This window comes from Erwinia billingiae Eb661 (assembly GCF_000196615.1).
Lineage (GTDB): Bacteria > Pseudomonadota > Gammaproteobacteria > Enterobacterales > Enterobacteriaceae > Erwinia > Erwinia billingiae.
On the sequence record NC_014306.1, the window covers coordinates 2278506 to 2295521 of the forward strand.

Consider the following 17016-nt stretch of genomic DNA (forward strand, 5'->3'; position numbering starts at 1 on the left):
GGTTACTGCGTTAAATGACTTTGGCAGCAAGGACTTAACTGATATGGAGGTCAGTCTAAGTTTTTGAATCGCCAGCGGATATCCCCTCAGTTTTTCTCACTCCGTGCCGATAATAGCGGATAAGCGCCCGATCTTTCAGGCGATGTAATCCGCATTAATACCGTTACGGAGTAGTTATGAACCTGTTAAAAAACTTTACCATCCGCAGCGTGATGCTCTGGATCCTCGGGCTGTTCTGCCTGATGTGGTCTGCCGTCGGCATGTACAGCGTCTATTCCCTCAATGCGCTGGGCCACGGAAATGAGGTCGATCGTGAACTGGTCAATCAGATGACCACCCTGAGCAAAGGCAACGATCAATATTTCCGCTTTATCACCCGCCTGACGCGTGCCGTGGAGTCCCGCCAGTCTGGCAGTGCCTCTGCTGCGGCGGATATGGCGTCGGTGCAAAAGGCGCTCGATAACATGTCTGCGTTGCTGGCCGATTTTAAAGCCCAGTCACCGGGGCCGATGGATGCGGGCTATTCCGCAGCGGTGATCGGCAGCTGGCAAAAGCTGCTGGATAACGGCGTGCTGCCACAGATGCAGCTGGCACAGCAGGGCAATATGGATGCGTTTCGGCGCCAGGCGACCGGCGTCACGCCAGCCCTGAGCCGCGAGTTCGGAGCCACCGTCGACAAATTCAATCTGGCGGCGGGTCAGAAGCTGGATACCACCCGCGTTACCGTTGACCATCTGACCGATGTCACCAAAATTGTCATTGTGCTGTCGGTGATCGTCGGCCTGTTTATCTTACTGTTTACTGACCGCTACCTGGTCAAAATGCTGGTGCGTCCGCTCGACGGCATGCGTGAGCATTTCCGCCTGATTGCCGATGGCGATCTGAGCCATCCGCTGGAAGATATCGGTCGTAACTGCGTCGGAAAACTGGTGCCTTTGCTGCGCGCCATGCAGGACAGCCTGCGTGAAGCGGTGAGCGCCATCCGCAGCGGTACGGACAATATCTATCGCGGCGCGGCTGAAATCTCTTCCGGCAACAACGATCTTTCTTCTCGCACTGAAGAGCAGGCTGCCGCGCTGGAACAAACGGCGGCGAGTATGGAACAGCTGACGGCCACGGTGAAATTTAACGCCGACAACGCCCGTCAGGCCAGCGACCTGGCGCAGAATGCCTCGGTCACCGCCAGCAAAGGCGGCAAGCTGGTGAATGATGTGGTCACCACCATGCAGGGCATCGCGGGCAGTTCGAAGAAGATTGCCGAGATCACCAGCGTGATCAACAGCATCGCCTTCCAGACCAATATTCTTGCGCTGAACGCGGCAGTTGAAGCCGCGCGGGCCGGTGAGCAGGGCCGTGGCTTTGCGGTGGTCGCCAGCGAAGTGCGTAACCTGGCGCAGCGCAGCGCCGGTGCAGCGAAAGAGATTGAAATGCTGATTGCTGACTCAGTTTCCCGCGTGGAAAAAGGATCGCTGTTGGTCGGTGAAGCCGGCAGCACCATGGACGCGATCCTCAGCGGCGTGGTGGAAGTGACCGAAATCATGAAGCAGATCGCTTCGGCTTCTGAAGAACAGAGTAAAGGGATTTCGCAGGTCGGTACGGCGATCACCGAAATGGACAGCGTCACCCAGCAGAACGCCTCGCTGGTAGAGCAGGTGTCGGCAGCGGCCAGTCAGCTGGAACGCCAGACGGAAGAGCTGACCCTGTCGGTCTCGAAATTCCGCCTGTCGCCCGTGTCTGCCGCAGCAGCGCCCGCACCGGCTGCCTATGTTAAGCCCGCCGGCGGTATGACGCGCGCGCTGACGGCTAAACCGGCGGCGGCTTCGGCAGATGAGTGGGTATCGTTCTAAGGGTTGTGCCCGCGGAGATCACCGCTGGCATAACCACGCCACCAATGCAGCCAGCTGCGGTGGCGCTTCTTCCGGCGGGCGCTGGATCAGACTGTAGACTGCGCCCGTTTTCACCGTCTCACTGAACGGGGCGATCAGCCTCTTCATCGCCAGATCCGCTGCGATCAGGGTCACATCGGCCACCGTCACGCCAAATCCCTGAATCGCCGCGCTGATCGCCAAATCCATGGTATCGAAATGCTGGTTGCGCTTCAGCAACACCGCTGACGGCTGCTGGCTTAACCACAGCTGCCAGTCACGCCCGTCGGCCGTGGGATGCAAAAAAGTGAAGCCTGAGAGATCGCTGACTGCCATCGGTTTTTCAGGCTGCAGGCTGGCGGCGATAACCGGCGTCAGTTCCTCATCAAACAACCGGCAACTGCCGGCCGGCTGGCTCCCGTACAGGATCGCCACGTCATGATTATCCAGCTGGGTGCTGTGGTCGACGGTGCTGGTCAGCGAGACGTGGAGATCGGGTTGCGCCTGCTCCAGCGCCACCAGTTTAGGCACCAGCCAGCGCATGGCACAGGTCGGTGCCTTCAGCCGGATCACGCCATGGGTTTTGCTGGCCTGTTCGGCCGCCTGCATCATCTGTTCGAAGGGGGTTTTCATTGCGGGAAGCAGGCTGGCGCCCTGAGCGGTGAGGGTCAGGCCACGGGCGTGGCGATCAAACAGCGCAAACCCCAGCCAGTTCTCAAGCGAAGCAATTTTGCGGCTAACGGCGCCCTGGGTGATGCACAGTTCCCCGGCAGCGCGGGTCAGATTCAGGTGCCTGGCAGTGACAATGAAGGCATGAATTGCATTGAGCGGGAGCGTGCGCCGTGACATTGTTTGCCTCTGAGCTATGTTTAAAAGTCATAGCTATTATGACAACAATTCGCTTGTCGGCTCAAGTGTGCTCACGTTGAATAGAGACATTGCGCATTCCACCTCCAACGGAGACAGCATGACCATCAAATCCTCTGTACAGCAGCGTTCAAAATTACCGGATGTTGGCACCACCATTTTCGCCGTGATCGGCCAACTTTCTGCCCAGCATAACGCCATTAACCTGTCCCAGGGCGCACCCAACTTCCCGTGCGACGAGGCTTTGATCAACGGCGTCACCAAAGCCATGGAGCAGGGGCATAACCAGTATGCGCCGATGACCGGACTGGGAGCGCTGAAAGAGGTGTTAGCCAGCAAGGTGCAGACGCTGTATGGCCAGCAGTATGACGCGGCCAGCGAAGTGCTGATCACCGGCAGCGCCAGCCAGGGGATTTATGCGGCAATCGGTGGTCTGGTGCACAGTGGCGACGAAGTGATCTTCTTCGAGCCGGCATTTGACAGCTATGCGCCGGTGGTTCGCTTGCAGGGCGGCGTGCCGGTCGGTCTGAAGCTGCAGGTGCCGGATTTCGCCATCGACTGGGATGAAGTTCGCGCCTCAATTACGCCGCGCACGCGGATGATTATCATCAACACCCCGCACAACCCGAGTGCTCAGGTGCTGTCGCGGGCCGATCTTGATCAGCTGGCGGCCATCACCCGCAACACCAATATCGTGGTGCTGTCCGATGAAGTCTATGAACATATCCTGTTTGATGGTCGTCAACATCAGGGCATGGCAACGCACCCGGAGCTGGCTCAACGCAGCGTGATCGTTTCATCGTTTGGCAAAACCTTCCACGTGACCGGCTGGCGTGTTGGCTATTGCCTGGCCCCGGCGGAGCTGATGGAAGAGATGGTCAAGGTTCACCAGTTTATGATGTATTCCGCCGACACCCCGATGCAGGTTGCCTTTGCGGATTACCTGCGCGAACCGGCTAACTATCTCGGACTGGGGGAGTTTTATCAGCGTAAGCGCGACATGCTGGCGGAACTGATGAAAGCGTCGCCATTTACGCTGCTGCCGTCAGCAGGTTCGTTCTTTATGTTGGCCAGCTATGCAGATTTCAGTGACGAATCTGACAGCGAAATGGTAAAACGTTTGATTGTTGATCACGGTGTAGCAACTATCCCACTTTCGGCGTTCTACACGGATGGTACTGACAATAAATTGATCCGTCTCTCTTTCGCAAAAGACGAAGCCACACTGAAGGCGGGCGCTCAGGCGCTGTGCCAGGTGAAGCCTCGCTAATAAATCTCCTGAGGGGAAGTTGATGAAGAAACTGAATGCACTGTTTGTGGCTGTAGGCCTGCTGTCTTCCATGTCTGCACTGGCGCAGGAAACGCTGCGTTACGGTCTGGAATCGCAGTATCCGCCATTCGAAAGCCGCAACGCCTCCGGTGAGCTGGAAGGGTTCGATATCGAGCTGGGCAAAGCGATTTGCCAGGCGGGCAATTTTAAATGTAGCTGGGTAGAAAGCAGCTTTGATGCACTGATCCCGGCACTGGCGGCGAAGAAATTCGACGCCATTAACTCGGCGATGAACATCACCGAAGCGCGCATGAAAAGCATTGGCTTCACCAAACCGATTTACCGTATTCCAAGCCAGCTGATTGGCAAAAGCGGCTCAGGCCTGCAACCGACCGTTGACTCTTTAAAAGGGAAAAACATCGGCGTGTTGCAGGGCTCAGTGCAGGAAACCTTCGCCAAGAAGCATTGGGAACCGCAGGGCGTGACGGTCACCTCTTATCAGGATCAGAACCAGGTTTACAACGACATGGTTGCTGGCCGTCTTGATGGCACGCTGGTGATGTCCGCAGCGGGTCAGTCTGGCTTCCTGGAAAAGCCGCAGGGTAAAGGCTTTGCCTTTGCGGGTGGCGCGGTAGAAGACACGCAGATCCTCGGCGTGGGTATCGGTTTTGGCCTGCGTAAAGACGATGCCAAACGCAAGCAGGAACTGGATGCGGCCATCACCAAAGTTCAGGCTGATGGCACCGTGACCAAGCTGGCGGCGAAATTCTTCCCAGGCATTGATGTTGCAGTTAAAGAATAACGCGCGGGCGTGAAGTCGCGCTGAGAGGCAGAGTGAGAAGGGGCGAAGAAATTCGCCCCTTTTTTGTTTTTATTTCGCCGCCAGCAGGCAGAGCTGCTCTGCGACCAGGTAGGACTTCACAAACGAGGGCACCGGCAGGAACTCAAACTTCGAATGGAAGTTATGCGCACCGGTAAAGAAGTTTGGCGTCAGCAACCCTTTAGCGGAAAGCGCCGCGCCGTCTGTGCCGCCGCGCATTGGCGTCACTTTCGGGGTGATATCCAGTGCTTCCAGTGCGGCAAAGATCAAATCAATGGCGCGACGATCTTCGCCGATCGCATTGCTGATATTGCTGTAGGTGTCGGTAATGGTAAATTCCACGCTACCGGTCGGGTACTGCTGGCGGATTTTCTCGGCCACATCGGCAATTTTCTGTTTACGCTGCTCAAATGAGGCCAGGTCAAAGTCACGAATTGAGGCCTTCAGCCGCGCTTCGTTGGCGTTGGCGGTCATATCATTAAACCAGACATAGCCTTCGCGGCCTTCGGTATGTTCAGGGGTTTCGAAACGGTCGAACTCACCGACAAAATCCATTGCCATCAGCAGCGGATTGACCAGCACGCCCTTGCCGGACATTGGGTGCGCGGTCACGCCGGTCAGCCGGATTTCAGCCGCCGCCGCGTTAAAGTTTTCATACACCACTTCACCCAGCTCACAGCAGTCGATGGTGTAGGCAAAATCGACATCGAAGCGCGATTTCAGATCGAGGGCTTTCGCCCCACGCAGGCCGATTTCTTCATCAGGCACAAACGCCACCACGATATCGCCGTGCGGCGTGTCGTGAGTCAGATTTTCCATCAGCGTCATCACCACGGTGACCGCCGCTTTATTATCCGCACCCAGCACGCTGGTGCCGTCACTGAAGATCACGTCCTGGCCATGATAGGCATTGATTTCCGGGTGTTCCGCAGTGCGTAACCAGATATCTTCTTGCTGATTCAGGCACAGGTCTTTGCCTTCAAAGCGCAACGTCTGCGGATGGATATGCGGAGACAGACCAACGTCGACGGTATCAATATGGGTGATAAAGCCGATGCGGGGTGCAGCAGGGCGGTTACCCGGTTTAACGGCGGTGACGGTAGCGAATTCATCAATCACCACATCCTGTAATCCCAGCTCACGCAGTTCTTCGGCCAGCATTTTCGCCATATTGTGTTGTTCAGGCGTGCTGGGCAGAACCTTAGCCGAGGCATCACTCTGGCTGGTGACGGCAAGGTAACGGTAAAAACGGGTGCTGAGCTGGCTGGCCAGTTGCTGATTCATCCTGTCTTCCTGTGTCTGTGTGGGGGTAAAGCGGATTTGTTATAACTATCAGAGAGTCAGGCCCAGGTCAAAGCCCGGAGCGGAGAAATGACGGAGCGGACTGGTCAGTAAATAGCCAGTTGAAAGGCTTCTTCCGGCGAAGCGCTGAGAAGCCACTATACTGAATGTTCATGATAAACAAACAGGAGGACAGTCATGACCATTCATAAGAAAGGGCAGGCGCACTGGGAAGGCGATATTAAGCAGGGTAAAGGCACGATCAGCACCGAAAGCGGCGCGCTGAAAGAGCAGCCATATGGCTTTAATACCCGTTTTGAAGGCAAACCAGGCACTAACCCGGAAGAACTGATTGGCGCGGCCCATTCGGCTTGTTTCTCAATGGCGCTGTCGCTGATGTTAGGCAATGCAGGCTTCACCCCGGAAAGCATCGATACCGTGGCCGATGTGTCACTGGATAAGTCGGGTGATGGTTTTAAAATCACCAAAATTGCCCTGCAAAGCCAGGTCAAACTGCCGGGCATTGATAGCAGCAAATTCGATGAAATTATCAACCAGGCGAAAGCCGGTTGTCCGGTCTCTCAGGTGTTAAACGCTGAGATTACCCTCGAGTACAAGCTGAACTGATCCTTCAGTCTTCTTGACGCTCTGTGTTCCCTGCCGTCCGGTGGGGAACAGTCATTTTACCTCCGTCCTACCCTCACTTCTCATTGACTTCTCGTCAGACGCCACTCACTTTTCAGGCGGATATTTTACCGATCCCGCGCGCAAATAATTTTCAATCATTTGAAATATAACCCAATCTTATGGTCAAAAATGCGTCTTTTTACTGGCTCCCTCTGGAGATAGCGATTAGATTGTTAACTGTTCAGGACAGACAATAAAAGCACTTTAAAGTGAGGATGGAGATGAGAAAATCAGTATTAAGGACGGCAGTCGCCGCGTTGGCGTTGGTTGTGGCTTCTGGGGCCGCGGCGAAAACGCTGGTGTTCTGTTCGGAAGGATCGCCGGAAAACTTTAACCCGCAGTTATACACCTCAGGGACCAGCGTTGATGCCAGCGCCGTGCCGGTATATAACCGGCTGGTGGATTTTAAAGTGGGCACCACAGAACTGATCCCTAGTCTGGCAGAGAGCTGGGATATCAGCCCCGATGGTAAAACCTACACCTTCCATCTGCGGAAAGGCGTAAAGTTCCAGAGCAATAAAGCCTTCAAACCGACCCGCGACTTCAACGCCGATGACGTGATTTTCTCGTTTATGCGGCAGAAAGATCCAAAAAACCCGTACCACAATGTCTCTAACGGCACCTACGCCAACTTTGAAAGCCTGGAGTTTGGCTCGCTGATCCAGAATATTGAAAAAGTTGACGACAACACCGTGCGCTTTACGCTGGCCCATGCAGAAGCGCCGTTCCTCGCCGATCTCGGCTGGTACTTTGCCTCGATTCTCTCGGCTGAATACGCTGACGCGATGTTAAAAGCGGGCACGCCAGAGAAGGTCGATCAGGTGCCGATCGGGACCGGACCTTTTGAGCTGGTGCAGTATCAGAAAGATTCGCGCATCCTGTTCAAGTCCTTCCCGGAATACTGGCAGGGTAAAGCCAAGCTGGATCGGCTGGTATTCGCCATCACGCCGGATGCGTCGGTGCGTTTAGCCAAGCTGGAGAAGAACGAGTGTCAGGTGATGCCGTTCCCGAATCCCGCCGATTTGCCGCGCATGAAAGAGAATAAGGATTTGGTGCTGATGCAGAAGCCCGGCCTGAACACCGGTTTCCTCGCATTCAACACGCAAAAGCCGCCGATGGATAACGTTAAGGTCCGTCAGGCGCTGACCATGGCCATCAATAAGCCGGCGATCATTCAGGCGGTCTTCCAGGGAACCGGCACCGCAGCGAAGAATCTGTTGCCGCCGGGCGTGTGGAGTGCCGATCAGGATCTGAAGGATTACGACTACGATCCTGAGAAAGCCAAAACCCTGTTAAAAGAAGCCGGCATCAAGCCGGGCACCACTATCGAGCTGTGGGCAATGCCGGTTCAGCGTCCGTATAACCCGAACGCGCGGCGCATGGCGGAGATGATCCAGGCCGACTGGGCGAAAGTGGGCGTCAATGCCAAAATCGTCAGCTTTGAATGGGGTGAATACCTGAAGCGGGTGAAGGATGGCGATCATCAGGCCGCGCTGATGGGCTGGACCACCGCAACCGGCGATCCGGATAACTTCTTCGGTCCGTTGTTCAGCTGTACCTCGGCCAACGGCGGGTCGAACTCCTCGAAATGGTGTTACAAGCCGTTCGACACGCTGATCACCGAAGCCCGTAGCGAGCAGGATCATAATAAACGCATCCAGCTTTACCGCCAGGCGCAGCAAATCATGCACGATCAGGCCCCTGCGGTGATGATTGCCCATTCGACCATCTTTGAACCGGTACGCAAAGAGGTGACCGGCTATGAGATCGATCCGTTTGGCAAACATATCTTCTATCAGGTTGATATGAAGTAATGCCGGTGGCCCTCGTTATGGGGGCCGCCGTTTATCCCCTTTGCTGTTGACGCCAGTGAGCGATCAGCGTGGCGGTTTTTTCCCGGTCGATCGGCCGGGAAGGGGTATAAATCACCAGGCCCAGATCGGCGCGGCCATCAACGGCAAACGAAGAGTATTCGAAATTGCACTCGCCCACTAACGGCAGGCGCGTATGTTTGATGCCCTCGCCGTACTGCTGAACATCATAATTTTGCCAGATGGTGTTGAATTCGCTACTGCTCTGGCAAAGCTCATCAATCAATGGCTGCACGGAATCCATGGCACCGGCGCGCATCACTTCCGATCGAAAAGCCGCGACGGCAAACGTGGCATCCTGCAGCCAGTTCACCATATGTTCTTTCACGCGGGGATCGCCAAACAGGATCCGCAGGATGTTCCGCTGTTCGGGCGCCATTTTGCTGTAGTCCTTCAGCACCGCACGCGCGGCTTCGTTCCAGGCAATGATGTCCCAGGTCGGGGTTTTCACCATCGCCGGGCTGTATTCCAGCGAATCCAGCACCCGCTGAAGCTGCGGCGATATCGGCTCCCAGGCCTGATAATGCACCTGCGGCGCGCGCTGTTGCGCCAGGAAAAACAGGTGTTCGCGTTCCACCGGTGTCAGTCCCAGCGCTTCAGCAATCCGGTTGAGCACTTCAGCCGAAGGCGAGCCGCCGCGGCCTTGTTCCAGCCAGGTATACCAGGTGGCGCTGACGTTGGCGCGGTTGGCCACTTCCTCCCGCCGCAATCCCGGCGTACGGCGGCGGATCGGGGAAATACCAAAATCCGCCGGATTCAGCTTCGCCCGCCGATCTTTCAGGTAACTGCCCAGTAATTTGCTGTCCACGTTATGGCTTCCTCAAGAATGACTTACAGGGGTAAGTTGTTTGGTTGCTCTGTTTATTGCTGTAGCAAGTCGTCTGGATGCTTCGGTGACCTCGTCAGGGCGCAAAGTCGTTGTTAACCTTTCCCTCAGTGCTGGCTGAGTTTGCCGCTGTTACAAAGCAATTCGTATGGATGCTCTGGTGGCAAGTTCAGGGAGAGAAGGTTGAACGCAAAGTCGCCGTGCACCCATCCCTGGGGACTCAGCGGCGACATCCCTGTCGCCGATGCTTTGCTTATCAACCTTCTCTCCCTTCCCCAAGGCTTCATTGTTGCCTGTTTCAATGGGGTCACACAAATCAAAACCCGCTCCCCTAATGTATTTGACCTGTGTATCCACCAGGCCACCCAACGACACTAATGTTATGGGGTGGCGGCATAGAGCCCGGTAGCCGAGTGTCTGCGGCAGGGATGCCGCAGCCAAGCCCCCAGGGATGGGTTCACGGCGTCTCGGATACCGGGCTCTATGCTGACGCCATACCCCCGAGCCGGTGTTGACCTAAAGCCTTTGACCTTAATGCCTTTAAACTTAAAACCCCGAACCCACTCAGAACCCATACTCGCTACGGAAAAATTCATTCTGCTGCTGCAACTGCTCACTGACAAAGGTGAGAAACAGATTCAGCGCTGCGGATCGCTGGCGGCCGTTAACCGTTTGGACCTGAAGCGTGCGCTGGGTGAGCTGATCGATGCCGATAGACCGTAATGCCAGACCGTGCTCTTTGGCCTGATAAAGCACGGTAAACTGGCTGCAAATGGTGATTGCCTGCGGGTTTTGCTGCAGGAAAAAATAGAGCGTACTGAAATTATTGCAGGTGATCGCCGGCTCGATAAAAGTACCGCTCATCTGGCAGGAGAGCTCAAACAGCTGGCGGACGGTGGTGCCCTGATCGGGTAACGCCACGGGGAAGGCCTGCAAATCCTTTAGGGTAAACGCCTTTTTCGCCAGCGGATGGGACTGTTGCATCACGATCAATACCGGCGCAGGGAAAGAGGCCACGACATCGACGCCTCTTTCCGGCTGCAGGCTGAACTGAAAAGCAACATCACACTCTCCCCGGCGCAGGATCTCCGCCACTTCCAGCGCGCTGCCCACGGTCAGATTAAAACTGACCGACGGATTCAGATGACGAAACTGCGAACAGAGCGCGGGCAGCAGGCTGAACGCCATGCCGTCAGTGCAGGCAATACGCAGCGCGGTTCTTCTCACCGCTTTCAGCCCTTTGATTTCCGCCATCGCATGTTCCATATCCATCAGGCTCCGGCGCACATGATTTTCAAAAATCTTCCCGGCATCGTTCAGCACCATACCGCGCGCATGTCTGTCGAACAGCGGGGCGCCGATTTCCGCTTCAAGCTTCTGGATCTGGCGACTGATGGCCGAAACCGCGACAAACAATTGTTGGCTGGCGGCACTCAATGAGCCGCAGTTGGCGACGGCCAGAAAATAGCGAATTTCAGAACTGTGCATTGCTTTGCCTTCTGCTGGTGCATGCTGCTTAACTGTGCAATCTTGCCTTGCTTTAAAAGCAACGCGTGTTTGATATTTTGATGATTGTGGCAAACCCCGATTTTAGCTTAGATGGATGCAGAACATAACAACAAACAAGCAAACACAACGGGCGGACCTATGACGGGTGAACAGGCAGTGGCGCAGGCCACAGCGTATTTTGATAGCGGCGAATTTAAACAGGTACTGGCACGACGCGTTGCCTTGCGTACTGAAAGTCAGCGCAACGATCGTGACGAAGAACTGCAGCGCTACCTTGATGAAGAGATTGCCCCGGCGATGCAGGCGCTTGGGTTTACGCTGACCCAGCTTGAAAATCCCAGCGCACACGCACGCCCTTTTTTAGTGGCCAGCAGAATCGAAGATGCAGCCTTACCTACGCTGCTGTGTTACGGACATGGCGATGTGGTATTTGGCGATGATGAAAACTGGCGCGAGGGACTGGATCCCTGGCAGCTGACCGAAGAGGGCGACCGCTGGTACGGCCGTGGCAGTGCCGATAATAAAGGACAGCACACGGTAAACATCGCGGCGCTTGAGCAAATCTTCCGCGCGCGCGGCGGCAAGCTGGGTTTTAACTGCACGTTCCTGTTTGAAATGGGTGAAGAGATCAGCTCACCTGGCCTGGCGCAAATCTGTGCCGAAAACCCAGAATTGCTGAAGGCCGATATCTTTATTGCTTCTGATGGTCCACGGCTGAATGCGCAGCGCCCAACGCTGTTCCTCGGATCGCGTGGCGCGGTAAACGTCCGACTCAGTATCCATGCGCGCGACCGCGATTATCATTCCGGTAACTGGGGCGGTTTACTGACCAATCCGGGAACTCAACTGGCTAACGCGCTGGCCTGCGTGGTCAATCAACATGGTCAGCTTCAGGTTGCAGCGCTCAAACCGCCGGCGATCTCCGCTGCCGTGCGGGAAATCCTCAGTGATATTGATGTTCTGGACAGCACCGATGGCCCGCAGATTGAGGTTAACTGGGGCGAAGCCGGGTTGACGCCAACCGAACGCTTATACGGCTGGAATACCTTCGAAGTGCTCTCACTCCTGACCGGTAATCCAGAAAGGCCAATGAATGCCATTCCCGGCAAAGCTACGGCGGTGTGCCAGCTGCGTTTTGTGGTCGGCACCGACTGGGAAAATATCGCTCAGCATCTGCGTCAGCATCTCGACAGTCATGGCTTCAGCCAGGTTGAGGTGGAGGTACTGCGAGGATCGCCTGCAACCCGGCTTGACCCACGCGATCCGCTGGTGGACTGGGCGCTTCAGGCGATGTCCTCGATTAGCGGGAAAAAACCGGCGCTGTTACCCAACCTCGGCGGCTCGCTGCCAAATGATGTCTTCGCTAAAATCCTCGGCTTGCCGACGTTATGGGTGCCGCATTCCTATCCCTCCTGCGGTCAGCATGCCGTTGATGAACATATGCTGAAATCCATTGCCCGCGAAGGGCTGCAAATGATGACCCAGCTGTTGTGGGAGCTGGGCGAGAAGGGCGCGGATCTGCTGGCCAGCCATCAACAGTATCAGCAGCAGGAGAAGACGGTATGAGCAGCGTCGTTCACCCGCAGTCTGACACGTTAAGCACCACGCCGAACCTGTATAAAACCCTGTTTGCCACCTGCGTGGGCAATGCTCTCGAATGGTTTGATATCGCGGTATACGGCTTTTTCGCCAGCTATATCGCCCATGCGTTTTTCCCCACTCAGGATCCCGCCGTTTCCCTTTTGCTGACCTTTGGCAGCTTTGGCGTGTCCTTCCTGATCCGGCCATTGGGGGCGATCGTACTGGGCGCTTATGCTGACCGCGTCGGGCGCAAAAAGGCACTGATGATGTCGATCACCCTGATGATGGTCGGCGGGCTGATCATTGTGCTGATGCCGGCTTACGGCACCATCGGCCTGATCGCGCCAATCATGATCCTGCTGGCGCGACTGATTCAGGGGTTCTCTGCAGGTGGCGAGTTTGGCAGTTCCACCGCCTTCCTCGTTGAACACTTTCCTCATCGCCGCGCATTTATCGCCAGCTGGCAGTTCGCAACCCAGGGCGCGAGCACCCTGTTAGCGTCGGCGTTCGGACTGGGATTAACCCAGTGGCTAAGCGAAGCGCAAATCCAGGACTGGGGATGGCGCATTCCTTTTGCTTTCGGACTGTTAATTGGCCCGGTCGGCCTCTATATTCGTCGTCATGTGCATGAACCCGCCAGCTTTGTCGCGCAGGAGAAAGCTCATTCTCCGCTGAAATTGCTGGCCGGGCAGCAGAAGAATCTGATGCTATTGGCCATCGGACTGATGGTGATCTCGACCGGCATTAACTACATGCTGAATTATGTCCCCACCTATGCCACCAAAAGCCTGCACCTCTCTGGGACGGCGGCGTTCAGCGCCACCCTGTTAGCCGGGGTTATTCTGACGGTGGTCACGCCATTGATGGGGCTTTGGGCGGAGAAAATAGGGCGCACACCGCTGATGTGGGGATCGCTTATCTTGCTGATCCTGACGATTTACCCGGCCTTCCTGCTGGTGGTGAACCGTCCTACGGCGGGAATGCTGCTGATGCTGGTGGGATGGATGGCGTTGCTGAAATCGGTTTATTTCTCGACGGTGCCGTCAATGATGGCCGATCTGTTCCCAATGACCACCAGGGCCAGCGGGATGGCGATCAGCTACAACATCGCCGTGACGGTGTTTGGTGGTTTTGCGCCCTTAATCTGTACCCTGTTGATTACCGCTACCGGAACAAGTTTAGCGCCAAGCTATTATCTAATGGCACTGGCATTGCTCAGCGGATGGGCGTTGTATAAAACCCAGTCGCTAAAACGCGTAACGGCATAACGAAGAAATGCACCTCTATTGTCCGCAGGCAACGGACAATTGGAGGTGCACTTTCAGCGAACGTTTACCCCGCTTTTACCTGCAGGATCACTGAGGCACGGCGTTCAATCATCCAGTAAACCAGGTAACCGAAGCCGACTGAGCCAACCAATAACAGCGCCATTGCGAGGTACAGAATAGTCTGGCTGCTGCCCGCAGGAATAATCAACTGGATCATTTCCACCAGTGCCCCCATCAAAAGGCGATGGCAGACATAGATTGAATAGGAAGCCAGACCGACGGCCGTTAATACGCGACCCGCAGAAGACGTTTTACTGATGCGGAAACTGAAAAACGTCAGAATAAAGAAACTCAGGGTCAGCACCACCAGTTGCAGAAAACCCTGGGAAAGCGTTGTCCCAACGATAACCAGGAAGGCCACCATCAGCAGCGAATATCCGCTGTGAAACCAGGGTATCGTTAATCTCGGCTGTATGGCAAAACAAAAAACACCGCTGAGAAAATAAAGCATTACTGGATTGGTATAGAACTGGAACCAGGGGTTATCGCTCGGAACCAGTAAACTGGCGGCGGCCAACACAATCACGCTGAGGAAAATCAAGGTCAGTCCAGAACGGCGTGCCAGCAATAAGCCAGTAGAAAAAATCAGATAAAACAACATCTCGTAGCAAAATATCCAGCCTGAGGAGAGCACCGGTGTCAACGAACCGAGCTCTTTAATGTAGACCGAAGGAATAAAAAGCAGTGACAGGATATTATCCACAGGTTCTACGGTTGTAGATGGAAACCACGAGGGTTGTATCACCCAAAATACAATAGTGACCAGCGTGAATAAATAATAAACCGGCAATATTTTTACCAGTCTTCCTTTAATAAACGGAATGACCTTTCCTTCGCCAAAGTCATTCCAGTGCAGGCTTGAAATAAGATAGCCACTGCTCATAAAAAAAAGGAAAACGCCTAGCTGACCGATTGAAGAACCATAACCTGCCAAACCTGAAAATTTCACGTCACTTAATTTACCGGCAAAACTTTCTGCATTGCAGAGTACGATCAATAAACAGGCTGCGGCGTGCAGCCAGGTAATAGAGAGTAAATTATTTTTCATGTAAATGACCCCGGTGCTGTGTAGGAAACCCCTCACCGCAGAACGGTGAGGGGCAGGGAGCATATCCATTTTTAGAATTGAAGATTGATGGATTTTATCATTGGGCCTTTATTGGCCTCTTTGTAATGAGATTGCTGTGTGTGTCTTTCTTTCAACACATAAGCTCAAACGCGCTCTGTGTGAGGTGATACATTAACCTGATTTAATCATTTATTTCCATATGTAAAATACCACTTTAATTAGTTTAGGAATTTCCTGTACCTGTTGCTTTAATTAATTTTGGATAAAGTGTGCAAGTAATAAATGGCGCTAATAATTGTTTTTTGTTTAACCGTCAGCAAGGTGCTGAATTCAGGCAACACAGTGCTAATACTGGGAATTTAACGGCGACAAATGATTAGCAACTTCTGCCAAAATGCCGGGGAACACAACCGGTCATCATGAATAGTTAAGGACCCTTAACTATGGGACTATTCCTGGATCCCGGTATAAGGGGGCTGAATGAATGCGGCATGGCCTGATATGACCGGAAGCAGCCGGTAAAACCCCGCCGGCTGCTTCATTACTGGAAACACAATGTGAATTAATGATACTGCAGATAGGCCACGTGAGTTTGTAAGTACTCCTCCAGACCGTGGCGGCCGTCGGCGCCGCCGATACCTGATTTTCGCCAGCCGGCATGGAACCCCTGCATCGCCTCAAAATTCTCGCGGTTCACATAGGTCTCGCCAAACTTCAGCTGTTGGAGTGCCTGCATTGTGGTGTTCAAATCACGGGTGAAAATCGAGGAGGTCAGGCCATACTCGCTGTCATTGGCCAATTCAATCGCCTCTTCAAGGGTGTTGAAGGGAATAACCGGCAGCACCGGGCCGAAAGTTTCTTCCTGAATAATCGCCATTTTTTGAGACACGTTGGTCAAAAGCGTCGGCTCGAAGAAATAGCCGCGCTGGCCACTGCGTTTCCCGCCGGTGACAATTGTCGCGCCTTGTTCAACCGCCAGCGCGACCTTTTGTTCAACGCGCGTCAGGGCATCGGCGGAGATCAATGGGCCCATATCGATGTCGCTGCGTTCTGCCGGATTGCCGCTGGTCACCTGGCCGAAAGCGGTCGCCAGACGCCCGACAACCTCGTCATAAACCTCCCTTTGCACATAGAGCCGCTCAGCACAGTTACAAACCTGCCCGGTATTGATCATTCTGGAGCTGACAATGGCTTTTACCGCCAAATCGAGGTCTGCATCATTCATCACTATTGCAGGCGCTTTTCCGCCCAACTCAAGAGAAACTTTAGTGATATTCGGCGCCGCTGCCTGCAAAGTGGCAATACCAGCGTTGACGCTACCCGTCAGGCTGACCATACCGACCTTGGGATTGGCGGCCAGCGCCTGGCCGACCTCCGGACCATAACCGGTTACCAGGTTAAAGACGCCCGCAGGCAGACCCACCTGGTCGACAATGTCGGCAAACAGCATGGCGTTGTTGGGCGTCAGTTCGCTGGGCTTAATCACGATGGTGTTACCGGTGATTAAGGCCGGGGCCGCTTTACGCGCAATCAGGAAGAAGGGGAAGTTCCACGGCAAAATACCGGTGGTAACGCCAATCGCTTTTTTAAATACCATGATGGTTTCATTCACCCGATCGCTTTGTACGATCTCGCCTTCATAACGGCGAGCCCACTCAGCCATATAGTCGAGGTAATCTGCGGTAAACAGCACTTCCGTTTGCGCCAGTTGCTGGGTTTTACCGCCCTCGGCAACAATGGTGGCGGTGATTTCTGCTTCACGGCTACGGATACCGGCAGAAATTTTGCGCAGCCAGTTGCCCCGTTCCACGGCAGGAAGGGCTTCCCAGGCGGGCTGTGCCGCTTCTGCGGCATCAATCGCCCGGTCGGCATCTTCACGGTTGCCTTCCGGCACCTGAGAGAGCAATGCTTCCGTCGCGGGGTTAATCACATCAATCCAGCGTCCGCTGCGGTTTTCTACAAACTGGCCATTGATATAAAGGCGATGTTGGCGTGCGGTCATGGCAGATTCTCCGTAAACACTATTTTATGGTGAGGTTAAT

At 54.7% G+C, this 17016-nt stretch carries 13 protein-coding genes; 7 read left to right on the forward strand and 6 right to left on the reverse strand.

Annotated elements, in window-relative coordinates; translation table 11 throughout:
* Positions 1–176: 176 nt before the first annotated feature.
* Entirely contained in the window at positions 177–1847 is a 1671-nt protein-coding gene (locus tag EBC_RS11910) for a methyl-accepting chemotaxis protein (RefSeq protein WP_013202040.1), read from the forward strand.
* 18 nt (positions 1848–1865) lie between these two features.
* Here the strand turns inward: EBC_RS11910 and EBC_RS11915 are convergent, their stop codons facing one another.
* A complete protein-coding gene (locus tag EBC_RS11915) occupies positions 1866–2714 on the reverse strand; it encodes a LysR substrate-binding domain-containing protein (RefSeq protein ID WP_013202041.1) in 849 nt (282 codons plus the stop codon).
* Positions 2715–2832: 118 nt separating this feature from the next.
* On the opposite strand from EBC_RS11915, the gene EBC_RS11920 reads away from it, so the two are divergent.
* Positions 2833–4002: a pyridoxal phosphate-dependent aminotransferase gene (locus EBC_RS11920; RefSeq protein ID WP_013202042.1), complete on the forward strand. Its 1170-nt coding sequence runs from the start codon at positions 2833–2835 to the stop codon at positions 4000–4002.
* A gap of 22 nt (positions 4003–4024) precedes the next feature.
* Positions 4025–4804, forward strand: coding sequence for a transporter substrate-binding domain-containing protein (locus EBC_RS11925; protein WP_013202043.1), 780 nt, complete (start codon positions 4025–4027; stop codon positions 4802–4804).
* 69 nt (positions 4805–4873) lie between these two features.
* Here the strand turns inward: EBC_RS11925 and pepT are convergent, their stop codons facing one another.
* The gene (pepT, locus tag EBC_RS11930) at positions 4874–6106 is read right to left on the reverse strand and encodes a peptidase T (protein ID WP_013202044.1); all 1233 of its coding nucleotides are present in this window, start codon (positions 6104–6106) and stop codon (positions 4874–4876) included.
* Between the two features lie 195 nt (positions 6107–6301).
* Between pepT and EBC_RS11935 the strand changes: the two genes are divergently transcribed.
* The gene (locus tag EBC_RS11935; RefSeq protein WP_013202045.1) at positions 6302–6730 is read left to right on the forward strand and encodes an OsmC family protein; all 429 of its coding nucleotides are present in this window, start codon (positions 6302–6304) and stop codon (positions 6728–6730) included.
* A gap of 281 nt (positions 6731–7011) precedes the next feature.
* Positions 7012–8604: an ABC transporter substrate-binding protein gene (locus tag EBC_RS11940; RefSeq protein ID WP_013202046.1), complete on the forward strand. Its 1593-nt coding sequence runs from the start codon at positions 7012–7014 to the stop codon at positions 8602–8604.
* Between the two features lie 31 nt (positions 8605–8635).
* On the opposite strand, the gene EBC_RS11945 is transcribed toward EBC_RS11940, so the two are convergent.
* Entirely contained in the window at positions 8636–9469 is an 834-nt protein-coding gene (locus tag EBC_RS11945; RefSeq protein WP_013202047.1) for a helix-turn-helix transcriptional regulator, read from the reverse strand.
* Between the two features lie 582 nt (positions 9470–10051).
* Positions 10052–10975 (reverse strand): LysR family transcriptional regulator, encoded by a 924-nt coding sequence (locus EBC_RS11950; RefSeq protein ID WP_013202048.1) that lies wholly within the window; start codon positions 10973–10975, stop codon positions 10052–10054.
* Positions 10976–11134: 159 nt separating this feature from the next.
* Between EBC_RS11950 and EBC_RS11955 the strand changes: the two genes are divergently transcribed.
* Positions 11135–12562, forward strand: coding sequence for a M20 family metallopeptidase (locus EBC_RS11955; protein ID WP_013202049.1), 1428 nt, complete (start codon positions 11135–11137; stop codon positions 12560–12562).
* Positions 12559–13845, forward strand: a complete 1287-nt coding sequence (locus EBC_RS11960; protein WP_013202050.1) for an MFS transporter — start codon at positions 12559–12561, stop codon at positions 13843–13845. The genes EBC_RS11955 and EBC_RS11960 overlap by 4 nt, the downstream gene beginning before the upstream one ends.
* A gap of 64 nt (positions 13846–13909) precedes the next feature.
* Here EBC_RS11960 and EBC_RS11965 read toward each other — a convergent pair whose 3' ends face one another.
* Entirely contained in the window at positions 13910–14953 is a 1044-nt protein-coding gene (locus tag EBC_RS11965; protein ID WP_013202051.1) for an acyltransferase family protein, read from the reverse strand.
* A 583-nt stretch (positions 14954–15536) separates the two neighbouring features.
* On the reverse strand, positions 15537–16976 hold the full coding sequence (gene aldA, locus EBC_RS11970; protein ID WP_013202052.1) for an aldehyde dehydrogenase: 1440 nt from the start codon (positions 16974–16976) through the stop codon (positions 15537–15539).
* Positions 16977–17016: the final 40 nt, after the last annotated feature.

Excerpts from the sequence above, each read along its gene's own strand:
- EBC_RS11910 (WP_013202040.1), top strand. The coding sequence starts at position 177 with ATGAACCTGTTAAAAAACTTTACCATCCGCAGCGTGATGCTCTGGATC.
- EBC_RS11915 (WP_013202041.1), bottom strand. The coding sequence starts at position 2,714 with ATGTCACGGCGCACGCTCCCGCTCAATGCAATTCATGCCTTCATTGTC.
- EBC_RS11920 (WP_013202042.1), top strand. The coding sequence starts at position 2,833 with ATGACCATCAAATCCTCTGTACAGCAGCGTTCAAAATTACCGGATGTT.
- EBC_RS11925 (WP_013202043.1), top strand. The coding sequence starts at position 4,025 with ATGAAGAAACTGAATGCACTGTTTGTGGCTGTAGGCCTGCTGTCTTCC.
- pepT (WP_013202044.1), bottom strand. The coding sequence starts at position 6,106 with ATGAATCAGCAACTGGCCAGCCAGCTCAGCACCCGTTTTTACCGTTAC.
- EBC_RS11935 (WP_013202045.1), top strand. The coding sequence starts at position 6,302 with ATGACCATTCATAAGAAAGGGCAGGCGCACTGGGAAGGCGATATTAAG.
- EBC_RS11940 (WP_013202046.1), top strand. The coding sequence starts at position 7,012 with ATGAGAAAATCAGTATTAAGGACGGCAGTCGCCGCGTTGGCGTTGGTT.
- EBC_RS11950 (WP_013202048.1), bottom strand. The coding sequence starts at position 10,975 with ATGCACAGTTCTGAAATTCGCTATTTTCTGGCCGTCGCCAACTGCGGC.
- EBC_RS11955 (WP_013202049.1), top strand. The coding sequence starts at position 11,135 with ATGACGGGTGAACAGGCAGTGGCGCAGGCCACAGCGTATTTTGATAGC.
- EBC_RS11960 (WP_013202050.1), top strand. The coding sequence starts at position 12,559 with ATGAGCAGCGTCGTTCACCCGCAGTCTGACACGTTAAGCACCACGCCG.
- EBC_RS11965 (WP_013202051.1), bottom strand. The coding sequence starts at position 14,953 with ATGAAAAATAATTTACTCTCTATTACCTGGCTGCACGCCGCAGCCTGT.
- aldA (WP_013202052.1), bottom strand. The coding sequence starts at position 16,976 with ATGACCGCACGCCAACATCGCCTTTATATCAATGGCCAGTTTGTAGAA.